Source organism: Thermogemmatispora sp. (assembly GCF_019683755.1).
Taxonomy (GTDB): Bacteria; Chloroflexota; Ktedonobacteria; order Ktedonobacterales; family Ktedonobacteraceae; genus Thermogemmatispora.
Window position 1 is genome coordinate 1 of the sequence record NZ_JADGHT010000074.1, and the last position, 16,215, is coordinate 16,215.

At 56.4% G+C, this 16,215-nt stretch carries 14 protein-coding genes and 1 tRNA gene; 3 read left to right on the forward strand and 12 right to left on the reverse strand.

Annotation, left to right across the window (positions count from 1 at the left end; genetic code table 11):
* The 12 genes from IRZ24_RS07330 to IRZ24_RS07385 all read right to left on the reverse strand — a co-directional run.
* A partial coding sequence (locus IRZ24_RS07330; protein WP_297161853.1) for an ABC transporter substrate-binding protein occupies positions 1-609 on the reverse strand: 609 nt, incomplete at its 3' end.
* Positions 610-942: 333 nt separating this feature from the next.
* A tRNA-Arg gene (locus tag IRZ24_RS07335) sits at positions 943-1,016 on the reverse strand.
* Positions 1,017-1,275: 259 nt separating this feature from the next.
* A complete protein-coding gene (locus tag IRZ24_RS07340) occupies positions 1,276-1,689 on the reverse strand; it encodes a diacylglycerol kinase family protein (protein WP_297161855.1) in 414 nt (137 codons plus the stop codon).
* An 11-nt stretch (positions 1,690-1,700) separates the two neighbouring features.
* On the reverse strand, positions 1,701-2,294 hold the full coding sequence (gene ybeY, locus IRZ24_RS07345) for an rRNA maturation RNase YbeY (protein ID WP_297161857.1): 594 nt from the start codon (positions 2,292-2,294) through the stop codon (positions 1,701-1,703).
* Between the two features lie 397 nt (positions 2,295-2,691).
* Positions 2,692-2,877 carry a 30S ribosomal protein S21 gene (gene rpsU / locus IRZ24_RS07350; protein ID WP_081839175.1) on the reverse strand — a complete coding sequence of 62 codons (186 nt, stop codon included), beginning with the start codon at positions 2,875-2,877 and terminating at the stop codon, positions 2,692-2,694.
* A gap of 220 nt (positions 2,878-3,097) precedes the next feature.
* Positions 3,098-4,261, reverse strand: a complete 1,164-nt coding sequence (locus IRZ24_RS07355) for a lysylphosphatidylglycerol synthase transmembrane domain-containing protein (RefSeq protein ID WP_297161861.1) — start codon at positions 4,259-4,261, stop codon at positions 3,098-3,100.
* Between the two features lie 402 nt (positions 4,262-4,663).
* Positions 4,664-6,244: an O-antigen ligase family protein gene (locus IRZ24_RS07360; protein ID WP_297161865.1), complete on the reverse strand. Its 1,581-nt coding sequence runs from the start codon at positions 6,242-6,244 to the stop codon at positions 4,664-4,666.
* A 145-nt stretch (positions 6,245-6,389) separates the two neighbouring features.
* Entirely contained in the window at positions 6,390-7,340 is a 951-nt protein-coding gene (locus IRZ24_RS07365; protein WP_297161867.1) for a UDP-glucuronic acid decarboxylase family protein, read from the reverse strand.
* 206 nt (positions 7,341-7,546) lie between these two features.
* Positions 7,547-8,257: a CPBP family intramembrane glutamic endopeptidase gene (locus tag IRZ24_RS07370; protein WP_297161870.1), complete on the reverse strand. Its 711-nt coding sequence runs from the start codon at positions 8,255-8,257 to the stop codon at positions 7,547-7,549.
* A gap of 80 nt (positions 8,258-8,337) precedes the next feature.
* Positions 8,338-9,024 carry a DUF6483 family protein gene (locus IRZ24_RS07375; protein ID WP_297161873.1) on the reverse strand — a complete coding sequence of 229 codons (687 nt, stop codon included), beginning with the start codon at positions 9,022-9,024 and terminating at the stop codon, positions 8,338-8,340.
* Positions 9,025-9,146: 122 nt separating this feature from the next.
* On the reverse strand, positions 9,147-10,658 hold the full coding sequence (gene gltX, locus IRZ24_RS07380; protein WP_366914254.1) for a glutamate--tRNA ligase: 1,512 nt from the start codon (positions 10,656-10,658) through the stop codon (positions 9,147-9,149).
* Between the two features lie 841 nt (positions 10,659-11,499).
* The gene (locus tag IRZ24_RS07385) at positions 11,500-12,021 is read right to left on the reverse strand and encodes a bifunctional nuclease family protein (protein WP_297161880.1); all 522 of its coding nucleotides are present in this window, start codon (positions 12,019-12,021) and stop codon (positions 11,500-11,502) included.
* Between the two features lie 394 nt (positions 12,022-12,415).
* Here IRZ24_RS07385 and lexA point away from each other — a divergent pair, with 394 nt between their 5' ends.
* The 3 genes from lexA to IRZ24_RS07400 all read left to right on the forward strand — a co-directional run bounded on the left by lexA (position 12,416) and on the right by IRZ24_RS07400 (position 15,946).
* Positions 12,416-13,054 carry a transcriptional repressor LexA gene (gene lexA, locus IRZ24_RS07390; RefSeq protein ID WP_297161883.1) on the forward strand — a complete coding sequence of 213 codons (639 nt, stop codon included), beginning with the start codon at positions 12,416-12,418 and terminating at the stop codon, positions 13,052-13,054.
* 486 nt (positions 13,055-13,540) lie between these two features.
* Positions 13,541-14,839, forward strand: a complete 1,299-nt coding sequence (locus IRZ24_RS07395; protein ID WP_297161886.1) for a hypothetical protein — start codon at positions 13,541-13,543, stop codon at positions 14,837-14,839.
* 156 nt (positions 14,840-14,995) lie between these two features.
* The gene (locus tag IRZ24_RS07400) at positions 14,996-15,946 is read left to right on the forward strand and encodes a DedA family protein (RefSeq protein WP_297161889.1); all 951 of its coding nucleotides are present in this window, start codon (positions 14,996-14,998) and stop codon (positions 15,944-15,946) included.
* The last annotated feature ends 269 nt before the right edge of the window (positions 15,947-16,215 follow it).

The following is a 16,215-nucleotide window of genomic DNA, read 5'->3' on the forward strand; positions in this document are numbered from 1 at the left end:
ATAGGGAGTAGGACGTGTCAGCGTGATGCGCAAGGTATAGCGATCGATCGCCTGCACGCCGCTCAGGACGCGGCTCTTGCCGCTGCTCACTGCGCCGGCTCCCACGATAGGTTTCTCAAGGATGGCTGCCAGAGGGGACTTTACTTCAGGCAGTAAGGCGCGTGTCAGCGAATAGACATAAGTAGCTGCTGTGACGGGGGTGCCATCCGAGAAAGCGATATTGGGTTTAAGATGAAAAGTATAGACCCGTCCATCAGGAGAAATTTCCCAGCTAGCCTGATCGGGGATCACATGCAAATCCTTGTCAGTCCGTACCAGGCCACTGTAGAGCATGCTCAGCGCAAGCGCTGAATTAGGATCAGGTCCCTGAGCTGGATCGTTAGCGTCCGGCTCCTGAGCGGGATCAAGATAGTTAAGGTCCTGAGTTCCGACGTTAGGTAGAATAAGCACCTGGCGGGGCGTTGGTGCTGGTGAGCTGCTCATCGCGGTGGAAGAATTGCCAGTGCTGCAGCCGGTCATGGCAAAGACGATGGCAGCGATCAGCCCGGCGAGCAGACCAAGGCACGGCCATCCGGGCGCAGGGTATCTGGAGCATGGTTCGCAATGCACAGATGGTCTCCCTTCGCGGGAATGGGATAGCACCGGCCCCGGTCAAGAGGCGAAGCGAGACATAGAGAGAGCTTTGCCTCGGCCTGTCATTCTACCTGGGGCCGGATCAAGAGTCTCCCAGGTCGGTGGAGGAGTGTCCTAGTTTCCCCTCGCTAACTATAGGGGCTGATGCTCAGAGAACTATCAAGAAACTGTAAAAAAATTTCCTGACGGCCCGTCCTCGATCAGAGGCAGGGGGAACTCCTCCGGCAAGGAAAAAAGGAGAGGAGAAGATCGGCTGACTTGTAGGGCCAGCCGAGATCTGTTCCCTCTCCTTTTATGTGACAAGCGAGGCGCGCCCGGCAGGACTCGAACCTGCGACAGGCGACTTAGAAGGTCGCTGTTCTATCCAACTGAACTACGGGCGCAGCAGAGACGCAGACCATTAGCTGCGGGCATAGGTAGTAGTCTACGCCTTCATCTTTGATGATAGCAATCACTCTTGCGATCTGTCAAGTATCCCGGTCTAGTGCCCTGGTCATCGCCTACAAGGGAAAGAGAGCCAGAAAGAAGCTAGGAAGCGGTTTGTGATCTGGGTACGACGCGCAGCTTGGCTGAGAGTGATTGCTGCGAGCGGGCTGTACGGAAGAAAGGAAGGCCGGTAAAGGTCCTGGCTTTGGCCCTGGCCTAGCGCCGGATGGCCAGCCACCAGGCCCAAAGATGAGGCCCGAAGACGCAGATGCCAATCACTACAGCGAGCAAAGCGCTCAGCAGAACAGCCCCGGCTGCGACATCCTTGGCGGTTCTGACCAGAGGATGGTACTCGGGATGCGAGAGATCCAGACATAACTCAATACTCGTGTTGAACAGCTCGCTGGCAAGCACGCCGCCAATAGCCACTGCCACCAGAGCGACTTCGATCACCGAGAGGCGGAAAAGCAGAGCGGCGGCAATCACTAGAAGAGCGACCCCTGTATGGACACGAATATTACGTTGAGTCCGCAGGGCATACCAAAGGCCTCTGAAAGCATAAACGAAACCGGCCAGGAAACGGCCCCAGGCGCTGCGTGGTTTGCGTCTGGGATCGCTCAACTCACTCATATACTACCCATTCATAGGCCGCCGCTTCGTTCTCCGCTCGCGGCAAGGATGGTCTCCTGTTTACGGACCATTGTTTCATAGCCGGCCTGCGTCTGATCATCGTAGCCAACCAGATGGAGGATACCGTGAGCCAACAGATAAAGAAACTCCTGCCGGGGGCTATGACCGGCAGTAGCGGCTTGACGCAGCACGGTCGGCCAGGAAATAGCAATGTCACCCAGATTTGTCGGCTGACCTGGAGGGGTGACAAATGGGGGGGAAGGAGTAGTAGCAGCAACCTCAGATGAGGCAGTAGTAGACTGCTCAGGAGGCTGCCAGAGCAGCTCAGCAGGGGCCTCGACCAGTGGATGATCAAGGAGTGGGAAAGAGAGCACATCGGTTGGCTTATTCTGCTGCCGATACTGGTTGTTCATCTCCTGGATCGTGGCGTCGTCGGTTACCATCAGCGTGAACATTACCGGTTGATGCACTCCAGCCTCCTGCAGGGCGCGGCGTGCGAAGGCGTCCAGATCGACCGAAGCCAGTGCCTCATCGAATGAGCGCTTCAGGGTCGCATCTTCCAGCGTGACATACAGGTCAACAACCTGTGACAGTTGTGCATCCATAAGGCCCCTCATAAATGCAGGAACTTTGTCAAGTCTGGCGATAGCACGTCTCTTCACGGGTATAAGGCTGATATACTGACTTACTGACTTGCCCCCTGAGTGGTTAATCCCGGTCAGCCGGTGCGGGTCTGATAGAGGGAGCAAGCAGCAAGAAATGCGCCAATAAATGGAACAAGAAGAAATAAAGCCCAACTACACGAATCACAGCGTCGAGTTACCAGCGGTAGGTGGCCAAAAAGAAACCCCTGTCGGAAAAGCATCTGCCTTTCACTTGCGTTTTTGTTCTGCTTTTGCCTTATAAGCGCTCAAGCGTGAACCTTGCCTGCCATTGCTTACAATTCGCGTATTGCCTTGCAGGGTATCAAGCGCTCAAGCGTGATCCGACAGGGGTCACGAGCTACTTATTTTTCCGGGCCGTCTTGCGGCGTTTGGCGGCTTCCTTCTTTTTGCGCCGCACGCTCGGTTTCTCGTAGTGCTCGCGGCGTCTCGCCTCAGCGAGAATGCCGTCTTGCTGAATCTTGCGGTTGAAGCGTTTCAGCGCAGCCTCAAACGGCTCATTTTCGCTAACCTTGACTTCCGACAGCAGGACTCCCCCCCCTCTCGGCCTGGTTTCGGAGATGGTGTTTGCCATTGCGTCAGGGCATGAGCCTAGACGCATCCCCAAACGGATCGTGGGGGTGAGGGCTCCTCTGCCTGGCTGTATGAGAGCGCTTTGGTCAGAGTGGAGCCCTTGCAGTCTTGGTGTCCGTTCAAGCCATCCCGCGGGCCTACGGGGAGATTATAAGACTGGTGAGATCGCTCTGTCAAGCATCTAGGGACTGCTTTGCTGTTTGTCTCCCGAAGGCAATGAAGAAGACGATAAAGCCAATCACCAGAATGCTCAGCAAGCTGATGGTGCGGTCCAAGACAATAGCCGCCAGGGCCAGGCTAGTAGCATTGGGGCGAAAGAGAGCGATCATCGCGATCATACCGCCCTCAACCAGGCCCACGCCGCCCCCAGTGAAAGGAATGACAGTCAGCAGAGCCTCCACCAGAGCGATCAGCATGGCCACTGCCAGCAGATGCAGCAAAGGGCCCTGAAGTAGCTGCAACGCCAGAACGACGAAGAAGAAGCGCAGGGCCTCGCAGCTCCAGATGGCCAACGTAAGCAGGCCCAAGGTTGGCAAATGGCGGAAAGAACCGAGAATTCCTCCCTGGAGATGCTCATAGTAGCCGCGCAAGCGTGATGGAATACGCTTACCAATAGGCTCGTGCAGCAGTCGCAGCAGGCCCAGGGCGGCGATGCCGCAGAGCACAGCCACTAAGGTGACAATCAGACCAAAGCGTACCTGCCAGGGCATACGCTCATGAAGACTGATCATCAGTGCCGGGATGCAGAGGCAGAGCAGGATGCTCAGGTCCAGCAGGCGCTCCGCGAGGACGGTACCAAAGGTACGTGTTGCTGAAGAGCCATTCTCCTGTCGCAAGAGATAAGCTCGATAGAGATCGCCTAGTTTGGCTGGCACCAGGACATTAGCGAACCAGGAGATATAGATGATCTCCACGAGCCTCCAGAAAGGAGGCAGGCGTCTTTTCTGTTTGGTCTCCAGACTGGCATTTTGCAATAGAATGCGCCAACGCCAGGCCCGCAGGGGAAAAGAGAGATAGTAGATGACAAAGGCTATGGCAAAAAAGAGAGGATTCGCCGCGCGAATTGCCAGCCATGTCTGCTGAACATCGATCTTTTCTTGTTTTAGAAAGATCAGCAGGGCCAGCAAAACGATAACCAGGGGCACGATAGTGCGCCAATTCAGCAGGCGTCTTCCAAGCGAAAGCTGCTCTGGCGTGATGGGCTGCTCATCTTGTCCGTTGACCGTCAGAGGGGCCTGGCTGACTGCCCCTTCCTGATAGAGCGCCGCCTGTTCCAATGGGCGGCCTGATATATCTCTTGCGGCGTCATCCTTGCCATGCTGAAACCACTGACTCATCAGTGCTAACTCCTTTGGAGATCCCTCTCCTCGTATGTGCTGATCAGTAGCCGCCGGTGGCTGCAGGGCTGACCTAACAGCTAGGCAAGACGCTGCTTGCTAGCGAGCTGAGGAGTCTCCTCCACTAGGGATGGTTACAGAGGGGTCTGAAAGCTGATCGCGCAACGGAAGCCAGGCCGGTTCTTTAGATTAGAAGGAAACCGGCCTCTACAGTGATCAATCGCATCAGTGCGCTGCTCTCATCTGTGAAGGCCGAGATGAGTTCGATCCGCAGCAGTCAGACCCGACTCAGCCACACAGGTCGGCTCATAATTTGGCCTTGGTTCTGCTTTCCTTAAGCGCTGGGTCCCTCCTCTGACTAGACGTTCCCTTTTCTGCTAAACGCAAAGCCGGCCAGCCAGGTCACGTGTGCCTGGCCGGTATGCGTTCGCCAGCTCCGGAGGCCTGGCGGACGTAAACCTCCCTCGCCTCCTGATGCGCCTGCTTTGCCAGAGCGAGGCGCTCCAAACGCAGGAGGACGATCAGCAGAAGCGCCATAAGATTAGCCATTCCCTGCACGTAGAGATTATCGACCATGTTGTGTACGAGAACCGTGAGCAGGGCGGCCACGATTCCCAAAGCCAGGGCCTGGTCGTCACCAAGCTGCGCCAGTCGAGTATTCCTGCGGATGGACGAAGCGAGCGAGCTGCCACTGGGTGTCAGCCCTTGCATCAGGCCTCGATAGGCCTGGCGCAGGCGATGGTAGGCGTGTGCGCTAAGAACGGCGATAACGAGGACAAAGAAGGTGTAGGTGATCAAACCCAAAAGACCCATCTCCGCCGCGACGTTGATGAAGTAGTTATGAGCATGTCCCAGGGGGATCACAAAGATGCCAATCGCGTACTGAGGATAAGCATCGCCATAATTCCCAATGCCTACCCCTAGCCACGGGTGATCAAGAAACATATGGATACCTGCCAGCCAGTGGGCTAGGCGCTCTGCCGTGGCGTATTGCTGTGCGCTTGGATGCGTAAAAGAGATTTGGTTAACGCCAATAAAGTTCAATAATGGATTAAAGATGCGCTGCGGAATAATGCCGATTAAGAGGCCCTCGAGGATAACCCAGAAACCAGTAATGAGCAGGCGCCACAAGGGGCGCAAACCTGGTAGACCGACCAGCAAAATAAAGAGAGTAGCCGTGATCAGGGCCAACCAGCCGCCGCGCGACTGGCTAAAGAACTCTGCTAATATCAGCAGCACGCTTGTTCCGGCGGCCAGCCAGCGGGTCTGCTTGCGTCCGCTGGCGACCGCCAGGGCTAGAGCGACCGTCAGCGAGAGGTTGATGTAGCCAGCGTAGGGATTGGGCTGATTGAAGGTGCCATAGACGCGCAGACTTTCGCCGCGCACAAAACTCGTTGGGCCGATATTAAACAGCTCCTGGTAGTAGCCAAGTGCTGCCTGGGAAAGCGCCGCTACCAGACTAAGGATTACAATGGTCCAGCCCTGGCGCCGCGTGCGAATGTAGCTGCTGCCTGCCACAATAATAATCAGGACCTCGAACCATTTAAAAATCTCTTTCAAGCTGGATTTGATGCTGATGGCTACCGTCAGAGAGACAAGCATGCTCACTAAGAAAGCCGCCAACCCCACCAGCAAGAGGGGGGGAACGGCCTGCCGCTCATAGCCACGAGGCCCGGTCGTCCGATCGCCGCTGCGTAGCACGTGGCCTGCTAGCCAGGCTACAGCAAGCAGAAAGACAAGGATATCGGTGCTATTAAAGCGCAGCGACCCAAGGCCGATATAGTCAAGCGCGCCCCAGGGAACGCTCAGTGGGAGAAGGTAGAGCGCGACCTGGGGACGCAGCAGAATCCAGACGCTGAGGATCAGGTAGAGGGGAAGACGGAGATTCCAGGGCGCCGGGAGCGTCAATAAGCAGCCGAGAGTCAGAGCCGCCCCTATGACGCCAACCAGGTTAGCGGCCGTCAGATAGGAACGCAACGTCATTCCGAATCTGGAAAGGTGGGAAGCTTCGGCGCCGGCTTCCCCCGTCGAGGTGCTAAAGCTTCTCATAATATGCCCAATATATCAAGCTCAACCCAGTTGAGATAGCTGCTCCCTCTTATGCTGCTGCCAGGGCCAGCTTTCCCATTTAGGAAATGGTTGAGAGGGAGCTTTGCTCCTTACTAAACCATTCTATCGTGCGTCGCAAACCCTCCTCCATTGGGACGGTAATGCGCCAGCCCAGGAGGCGGCAGGCCTTTGAGATATCGGGGCGCCGTCGTTCGGGGTCATCAACGCGAGCTGGTTCAAAGACGATAGGTGATGAGGAATGACAGAGCCGAATAATCGTCTGAGCGAACTCCAGAACCGTGTGTTCTTCTGGATTGCCCAGGTTAAAGACTTCGCCGGTGGTCTGCGGCTGAAACATAGCCAGCATCAGCCCCTCAACCAGATCGCTGACATAGCAAATGCTGCGGGTCTTGCTCCCATCTCCGTAGATAGTCAGCGGCTCATTCCTGAGAGCCTGAGTGATGAAATTGGGGATCATGCGCCCGTCGTTCGGCTGACTGTTGGGACCGTAGGTGTTAAAAATGCGCACAATGCGTACATCTACGTGATATTGTCGGTAGAATTCCATAGTCAACGTCTCACCCAGCCGTTTGCTTTCATCATAGCAGGCTCGGGGACCGATCGGATTTACATGGCCCCAATAGTCTTCACGCTGAGGGTGCTCCAGAGGATCGCCGTAGACCTCCGAAGTTGAGGCCAGCAGAAAGCGTGCCTGCTGGCGGCGGGCTTCTTCCAGCAGCAGATAGGTGCCCTGGCTATTGACCAGGATCGTCTCAATAGGATGTTCCATATAGCCCACGGGACTGGCCGGGCTGGCCAAATGAAAAATTGCCTCCGCCTCAAACGCGAATGGCTGGGTGACATCATGATAGAGAAAAGTGAAATGAGGGTGATGACGCAGTTCTGCTATATTTCTTTCTGATCCAGTGATCAGGTTATCCACGCAAAGGACATGATGGCCTGTCTCTAGCAGACGTTTACACAGATGGGAGCCGATGAAGCCTGCTCCACCAGTGACAACGACTCTCAACGAATGAACCTCCAAAGCGATAGGGTAGAGACTAGCTTGATTGGCGAGTCAAGGCAAGGATATCATACTTGCTCCCTGCAAGGGAAGCCACCAGCCTGAGGGCGGCCCAATCGGGGGGGCATTTGGAGAGACTGAGAGGACTGGCCAATATGAAAGTCGAGCAGCGTTGCACGCGCGGCCTCCTCCTAGGGACTCTAAGGAAGAGATCAAAAGTGGCTCTCCTGACTGACTGGGGCCTCACCAGGCTGCTTGAGCCTGGAATGAGGCTGACTCTGGCTTCGGCGCCAGCGCTGATACAGAAACTCGTCGCCCCAGCTCAGAAAGCCGCAGGTGGTCAAGCCGTGCACCAGGATCACACTCAGCAACGACGGGGGGGCGGGTTGCAGCACGTAAAGAGTACTGAAGACTATCCCGGCCAGGCCTACACCGGCCACGCTACGCCAGTTCCAGCCACCCAGGCGATGATAGAGCGTGTATACAAGCGTGCTAATCAGCCAGGCCCAGCCAACCCAGCCGGTCCATTGCCACAGCAGACGCAGTAAAAATCCTCGAAAGAAAAGTTCTTCGGCTGGTGCATTAATGAAGAGGTAGTAGGCGGCCTGGAGCAGATGATCGCTACCTGTAGGGCGCTGAAAATGCGGTCCGACAATCAAGCCACGGTAGAGCATCGCCAGAAGAGCCATTATCCCCCCTAGAGCTAGCCCTAGAAGCAACTGGGTCAGGGGGGCAGGCGGCAAAAACAGTCCGAATACTGCTGGTGGCCAATGAGTGAAGGTGAGCCAGAGCAACGGTATCCCACTCAGTGGTACAATACGAATCAGCAAGTCGGGCCAAAGCCAGCGCCAAGTTGTGCCCACCGTTGAACGCGGGTAAGGGGGCGAGGTCTGTTCTTTTGTCGATGTAGTGGCTAACGGCATCGTCTCACCTCGCGGGCAGCCTGGTGGAGGCTGATCCAAGCGGATAGGAACAACAAAGAGCCGTTCCCTGTCTGCTCTGCCTACTCAGATGAGGGCAAGGAGCGGCGGCGTCTCTGTAAGCGTTGCAAATCTACCAGACCCTCCTCGATCTCCTCGGGCGAGAAATTTCCCGCCTGCAGCTCAGCCCTGCTTTTCCTTCGCAGACGTGCGTAGAAGGCCAAACCCTCTTCAAAGACCTCGTCGCTGGCGTCGGGGGCCTCTAGAGCTGAGAAGAGAGTATCCTCTGCCTTTGCGTAGCGTCCCGTTTTCTCATAGTAGAGCATGATGCGTGTCTGCAGAGCGGCCGGTAACTCATAGCGGCTCAGTAAGACCAGTAGCTCTTCAATCTCCGCAAAGAAATCCGACTGACGTGGCTGCTCCTCAAGCAGAACCGCCTCCAGGAAAAGGCGGAGTGAACGCTGATAGCGAGGGAAGCTATCCTGATAGCGCTGCAGATCCTGGTAGGTATCGCCCTCCAGCTTCAGAAGCAAAGCAACCCAGAGACATTTCTCTACATCAAGCAGATCAATACGCTTTACCAGGGCCAGCAGCATCTCCTCTGGAACTGCCATCAGGAAGTCGGAACTTAAGCCCAGGCTCTGCCGCAGCAACTCGTCGGTGAGAATAAGTGCCTCCTCATACTGATTGTTCTGGCGTAGAAAGAGCACACGCGCTACAGCCCGGCTCAACTGCTCGATCAGCCTCAGAATATAATCGCGATTGATCAAGAGACTGACCTCCTTGGTTCAGAAATGGGGATCGCGCGTGTGCGCTGCAAGCGACCTATCCGCTGGGCAGAGACAACTGGAGATATGCCAACCCCCCCAAAGCCAAGAGAGCGGCGACCGATTCAGGATAGACGCGCGATCGCCTCGTCAAGACGTTGCAAGGTGCGCTGGCGCCCTAGCACTTCCATCATCTGGAAGAGCGGAGGCGAAACCGTACGGCCACTGACAGCTACCCGGATCGCGCCAAAGAGCTGGCCAGTTTTCAGGCCAAGCGTAGTAGCCAAGGCTCGCAGCGGTTCCTCTAATGTAGCGTGTTCCCAGCGGTCAAGCGCGGCCAGCACCTCGCGGGTGCGTTCGAGCGCCGCACGCGTGCTAGTAGCATCCATCTGCTTTTGAATGAGGAGCGCTGTGTCGTAATGCAGGTCATTCACGTAGAAAAAGTCAACTAGCTGGGCGGCCTCTCCCAGCGTCTTTAGCCGCTCCTGCTCCAACTGGAGCACGCGCTGCGTATAAGCGAAATCAAGCGGGCGCGGGACGCTATCGGGCAAGCCGCCCTCGGCTGCCGGGCGCTCCAGATAGGGCAAAGTACGCCGCGTCAGCTCCTCTAGTGGCAGTTGACGGATGTAGACCCCGTTCATCCAAGTCAATTTATCGGGATCAAGGATACCGCCAGAGACGCCGATGCGGTCGAGCGTAAAGACACGAATCAGCTCCTCGCGGGTGAAAATCTCAGTTTTGTCATCATAAGCCCAGCCAAGCAGGGCCAAGAAATTAAAAACCGCTTCGGGCAAATATCCCTGTTTTTGCAGCGTGTCCCAGGAGGGGGCATTATGGCGTTTGCTGAGCTTCTTTTTGTCTTTGCCCAACACATTGGGAAGATGATAGAAGAGCGGTGGCTTCCAACCCAGGGCCTGGTAGATCTGCACGTGACGCGGGGCGCTTGCGATCCACTCCTCACCGCGCAGCACATGGGTGATTCCCATCAGATGGTCATCAATGACATTGGCCAGATGGTAGGTTGGATAGCCATCCGATTTCAGAATCACAGCATCATCGAGGTCGGCGTTCTTGAAGACGATATCACCGTGCAGCTCATCATGAACGACGGTTTCACCTTCCAGGGGCATTGCAAAGCGTACTGTCCAGCTGTGACCACCAGCCTCATAGGCTGCACGCTCTTCGGCACTGAGGAAGCGGCAGCGACGATCATAGCGTGGAGGGAGCTTCTGAGCCTCCTGCTCCTTGCGCATCTGCTCCAGACGCTCGGGAGTACAATAGCAGCGGTAAGCGTGACCGCTGGCAATCAGTTGGTGGGCGTACTGCTGATAGAGGGCCTTGCGCTGAGTCTGATAGTAGGGACCATAGGGGCCGCCTACAATAGGGCCCTCATCATAATCTAATCCCAACCACTTCAGACCCTCAATCAAATAGCTTACCGCACCCTCGACCGTGCGGTTCAGATCGGTATCTTCGATGCGCAGAATAAAGGTGCCACCACTATGGCGCGCAAATAACCAGCTAAAGAGGGCGGTCCGATAGCCGCCAATATGTTGAAAGCCGGTTGGACTTGGTGCGAAGCGCAGCCGTGGAGCAGTTGTCGCTTTTGCTTGTTTCTGCTCCTCCTGCGTAGGCATGTCGGACTGAATCATAGGCGACGATAGGCTCTCCTCTTTCTCGGCTAGGAACGGCCCCATTGTACCATACCTGGCAACAGGGGGTAAGGGCCTCGGGCATCAGGCCCACGGCTGGACACGGGAGACGGTCTAAGAGCAAGCAATGAATGCTCTCAGACACCGTCTGCACTGCTCTGCTGGCGATAAGCTGGCTCAAAAGTGTAGCCCGTATATAGGCTCGAGGAACAAAGGCAGTCTGTCTACGCTGACAGAGGCAACTGCTATCAGCATGAACGTGCCTGCGGAGGCGAACCCCAGGTGTCAGGGGGTCGATAGGAGCATTGACCAGACTGGACCAGCTATCTGGAGACTGTTGCTCTCCAAGCTGGTCAGACCAGGCATCGGGGCCTGACTGCGTTGCCGTTCGCTGTTCCCGCTGCAGGCGCATCAGAAGAGCGGCCAGCATAAGACGTCAGATCTCAGATGTCACTAGAAGAGAGTAAAAGCCTCTCTTCAAAGCGCTGGCTGAAGCTGCGCCTCTTCTTTCTTCTGTAACAGAGTGCTTCTAAATATTGAATAGGACAGCACAGGATCGGTGAGCGACCGTCGTAGTCCCCCTCTCAGGAATGAGAGGGAGCGATGCTCCCACTCCGTAATCTAAGAAGACAAGCCAGACCGCAAGAGCGAGGGCGTACGCTCCTGGCAGAGCGGTGTGTACAGCGCTCGGTTGTCAGGGAGGAAAGTGGAACAGAGATCAACCCTTTACCGCATCGCGCCGCCGCTAAGGCATCAGGCGAGCGGCGGACAAGACCCACTGCGACGGGGTGAGCCGGAAGAGGCTGTGGCGGGACGGCAGGCGAGATCAGTCCTTACCGAACTCGTCCAGCACATCGAGGCTATTAATAAAGTCACGATAGGCCTCCAGGTTATCCGGCTCTGGCTCCTTCTTCGGAGGGGTCTTGGGCAAGCTCTGCTCCTCGCTGGTCTCAGGCGTGACACCGGCGCGCTCCAGCACACTCTCCTCAACGTAGATCGGAGCCTTGGCACGAATAGCCAGCGCGATCGCGTCACTTGGGCGAGCGTCGATCTCCACATGCCTGCCGTCGGCATCCAGGATGATGCGGGCGTAGAAGATATCGTCGATCAAGTCAGAGATCACGACACTGATAATCTTCGCGCCCAGCTCGGTGATCACATTCTTGAGCAGGTCATGGGTCAGAGGCCGTGGAGAGCTGGCTCCCTGCAGTTCGATGGCAATCGCATAGGCTTCCGCATGCGCTATCCAGATGAAGAGATAGCGCTCCTGCCTTAGCGCCTTTAGAATGACTACCCGTTGCTGTGTCGCCAGATTTATGCGTACACTCTCAACTGTCATTTCAACCATGTGTCTCTGACTCCCTCTTTCATGGCCGGTTCCGCGAGTGTCCGACGCCTTTATTGTACATCTATCTATGGCCCTGGCGCAAATCGCTTGCCCTTATCTCGCTGGCTACAGTTAGGGCAGAAAAGGAGCAGGCGCTACCTGGCTACGACCCGCCATCGCCTCCCCTCGTCGGATAGTATAGCAAAGACTAGCAGCTATTCCAAGGGTCTTCCTCTCCCTACAGATGACCCAGCCCGCTTGTGATCCTCCCTGAAACACTGTTCCGAAAATACGTTCCAGAAAAAGCTTGACTTGTCTTACCCTGTCTGATATCATTGACTCGAATAGCCGTTCTACTCTTGACAGTGATAGAGTGGATAGAACGGGTTTTTTGAGAAAGGCAGGAACCTGGATTATGCCTGAACCACTAGGCGAGTTCCAGCGGCGCATGTTGGAATTCATTGTGAATTACATTCGCCGTGAGGGAATGCCCCCAACAAATCGTGAGATCGGCAAGGCCATGAAGATCGCCAGTACCGGCCATGTCGACTATCATCTGAGCATGCTGGAGAAGCGTGGCTACATTATCCGTGAAGCCAAGAAGAGCCGCGGTATTAAGCTAACCAGGCATCCGTGGGGAATTCCTGTCGAGGGTACGATTGCCGCTGGTGAGCCAATTGAGATTTTCTCAGAGCCGGATCAGACCATCGAGGTGGGCCATGGTGTTGATCCCGAAAGCAGCTTTGCGCTGATTGTCCGTGGCCAGTCGATGATTGAGGACCATATCTGCGACGGCGACTATGTGGTGATTAAGCGCCAGCGTACCTGTGAAAATGGTGATATTGTGGTGGCTGTCCACCTGGTAGAGGGTACACCTGGCAAGGCTACGCTGAAGCGCTTCTTCTTGGAAAAGGAGCAGGTTCGTCTGCAGCCGGCCAATGCTGAGCTGGAGCCCATTTATATCCCACGCGATGAGTGGGATCGTGAATGGGAGATTCAAGGCAAGGTGATTGCGATCGTGCGCCACTATGGTGGCCCTGGACGGGCCGCCTGAGCCACAACTGACCTCGCCCTGCCTGCTTCGTCGCTGTGCTCTAATGTTACACTGTGGCTCTCGCTCATGCTCTCTGGCCTTGTCCAGTCTGTTCGCTAGTGCTGGTCCTCCCTTCAAATAAGGCAAAGAGTGCTCCGCTGTGTGCCAAGCTGAGGACGCGCATATCCTGCCGTGCCGCGTCCTCTTCTTTTCTCTCAGGGTCCTTTTGGCTACTGCCGGGAGAAGCGGCCTCCCGCTCCCCCACTGCATACGGCGGCCTTATCTGGCCTGGCTTTTCCTTTCCCATCTCCAAGACACGCCTGCTAGCGCGCTTCTTGCCAAGAAATCCCGTCGCTGTTATACTGTCACTAAAGATGATAAGCTCACACCCAGGCCGGGTTTTTGAGAAGGGAGGCATGGCCCTTACTGGGCAGGTCATGCTCTTTTTTCGTCATGCTCTTGCCTGTACTGAGGAGAACTTCTGCTTGCTGAAAGGACATACTTCCTATGAGAGCTGCCGCCGTGGCATTCGTGCTGGTTGCAGGTGCTGCCGTGGTCCTGTGGTTCGGGAATACCTTAAATTCCTGGGTGCTTGGTGGCCTAATAGGTGGATTGGCAGCCTTACTGCTTAGTATCCCCATTTCTCTCTCTCTCTTCTCTTTTCTTTCTCGTCGTCATGATGAATACTTTCGGGCTGAGTTACAGGCCCGCATGGCTCTCGAAACAGCGCATCAATTGCCTTCTTCGCCGACACGTGCCACTCGTCAGAGGCTCCTCCCTCAAGAGGAAGGTTGGCGAGGTGAGTCGCGCTATACCCATGTGGCCGCGGATGATGATCTGCTGGCTGAAGAAGAATGGGAGTTTGCTGAAGGAGAGAGCGAGACCGATTCAAATGGCGGATATATAACCTTTGATGATGAGGAATCAGAAGAGGCGAGCATGAGTAGCCAGAAATCAGCTTCTATTCCGCTCTCATCGCGTCTATCCCGTTCATTATCACAAGAGATTCCAGCTCGTTCTCCCTCTTCTGCTTCTTCTTCAAGAGCACGCTCGACCGGACGCAACTCCTCTGCTCTCCACCCTCAGACGCGTGCCGAGGGCCTGCGTTCCCAGCCTCTGCCGGGAGGATCTCGGGTTCCCCCCGGGTCGGCGGGTCCGGCTTATCCAGGCATGCTGCGCAGTCAAGCCAGTGTTCAGCGCCGTCAAAGCCAGTACTTCGCTGAGGCCCTGCGCACTGCACGCCTGGAGGCCATCCGTCAGCAGGAAGTGGCCTTTGACGAGGAGAATGTTGAGGTCTCAGCTATGCTACCGCCGCCACCACCGAGGTTGGCGGCGCGCCGTTCTTCCGCCTTGTCTGGGCAGTTGCCTACATCCACGGCTGGCCTGCCTCCATCTGCCTCGCAACGTCAGCCGCAGCGCTCTCAATCACTCGCAAGGCCAGAGCGCTCGGTCTCGTCTGCAACTGCTACTCCATCCCCAATGGCTGGGCGCCGCCCGCCGCTCTCTTCCTTCGAGGCTGATGAGGACTATGGGGACTCAGTAGCGACTACCCGTGCTGAGAGGGATACCTTTGCTTCTTCATCCTCGTCTGTGTCTGGCAGCAGCCTGAGACGAGGGCGTGTTACGGGTGAGCAGCGTCTCTTGCGTGGCTCTCCCTCGGGAAGCTTGAGAAATCCTCTGGTGCGTCGTCCGCCTTATCTCTATGAGGATGATCCTTTGCGCGCAGAGTTAAGTCAGTTCGCTGAGGAGCCGATCACTCGCCGTTCTTCTCGCCTTCGACGTTTCCCAGTCCCCGACGAAACCTAGGCTGGGTAAGAGACGGGGGCCGATGAATGAGGCTGTTGTGGCTGGCCAGGGCCTTGAGCCAAAGAGGCGTTGGTACCTCCTCCCTGGCGTCTAGCTAGAAGGTGTGTTAGGATTGGGCAAAAGTGTAGGAGCTTGCCTTACGAAGGAGGCTGTGTTTTGTTGAATCATTTGATCGAAGCTCTGACCAGCTTGATCACCAATCTCTATGTTTCGACGGGTCTGGTGGGGATCATCGTGGCGATGGCTATCGAGAGCTGTTGCATTCCCTTGCCCAGTGAGATCGTGATGCCTCTAGCTGGTGTGATGCTTGCTCAGGGCAGGTTGCTCCCCGGCTTGAATCCCTGGTTAGCTCTGCTGCTGGTTGCCCTCTCTGGCTCGCTCGGCTGCCTGATCGGCTCTATGCTGGCTTATGCTATCGGGGCCTCTGGCGGACGTCCCTTGATGCTCAAGTACGGTCGCTATGTGTTGATTTCGCAACACGATGCCGATAAGGCAGATGAATTCTTTAGACGCTGGGGAAGTGCGACGACTTTTTTCTCGCGCCTGCTGCCAGTTGTTCGTACATACATTTCGTTGCCCGCCGGTATTACAAAGATGCCGTTTGGGCGCTTCTGCCTGTATACGTTCTTGGGTTCGCTGCCGTGGTGCCTGGCCTTGGCTTATGCTGGCACCGTGCTGGGCAACCATCTCGATATGCTTGCCCCGATCTTTCACAGCCTCGACGGTGTGATTGTTCTGGCCTTACTGGTGCTGGTCGCGCTCTACATCTGGCGACATATTCGCCATGATCGTCGCGCTCGTGCTGCCCATGCTGCTGCCTCTGCTCAGCAACAGCAGCGCCCTGGCTCTGCTGAGCAGCCCTGGTCGTCAACCGCTCAGCAGACTGCTCCTTGGGGGCAGCCAATGGCGCAGCAGCCGCAGGCGGCGCCCCCTTGGTCAAATTCTTCGGTCGCACCCTCTGTCCCATCTTCCCAGTTTGCTCCACCCTCGCAGCTTCCCTGGCAGACTCCTCCGCTTCAAGGACAGCTCTGGGGCGGGCAGGGCTATCGTTCGCATTGGCCTGCAGAGGATCAAACTGGCTCAGCGGGTCCGCAGCCACGCCAGTAGGCTCTTGTGGCAAATATTGTTGCCTTTGGGGCAGCCGGTAAGGGTCTTCTTGCCCGAGCCGGCTTCTCTGCTTGTTGTGGGCTAGTGATGTGGGGTGTTGGCGAAAGCTATCTCGCCTCGGTTAGGAGGGACGCCGCGCTTGTTGGCAGCCACGCTGGCGGCAACTAGCGGCTAAAGGTAGCTTGGCCCAGGCATCTTCAGCAGACTGATCCGGGGGGGAGATCAACGCCTGGGAGTTGCTGGTCGGAGGAACGGGGGTGGGGGAGATC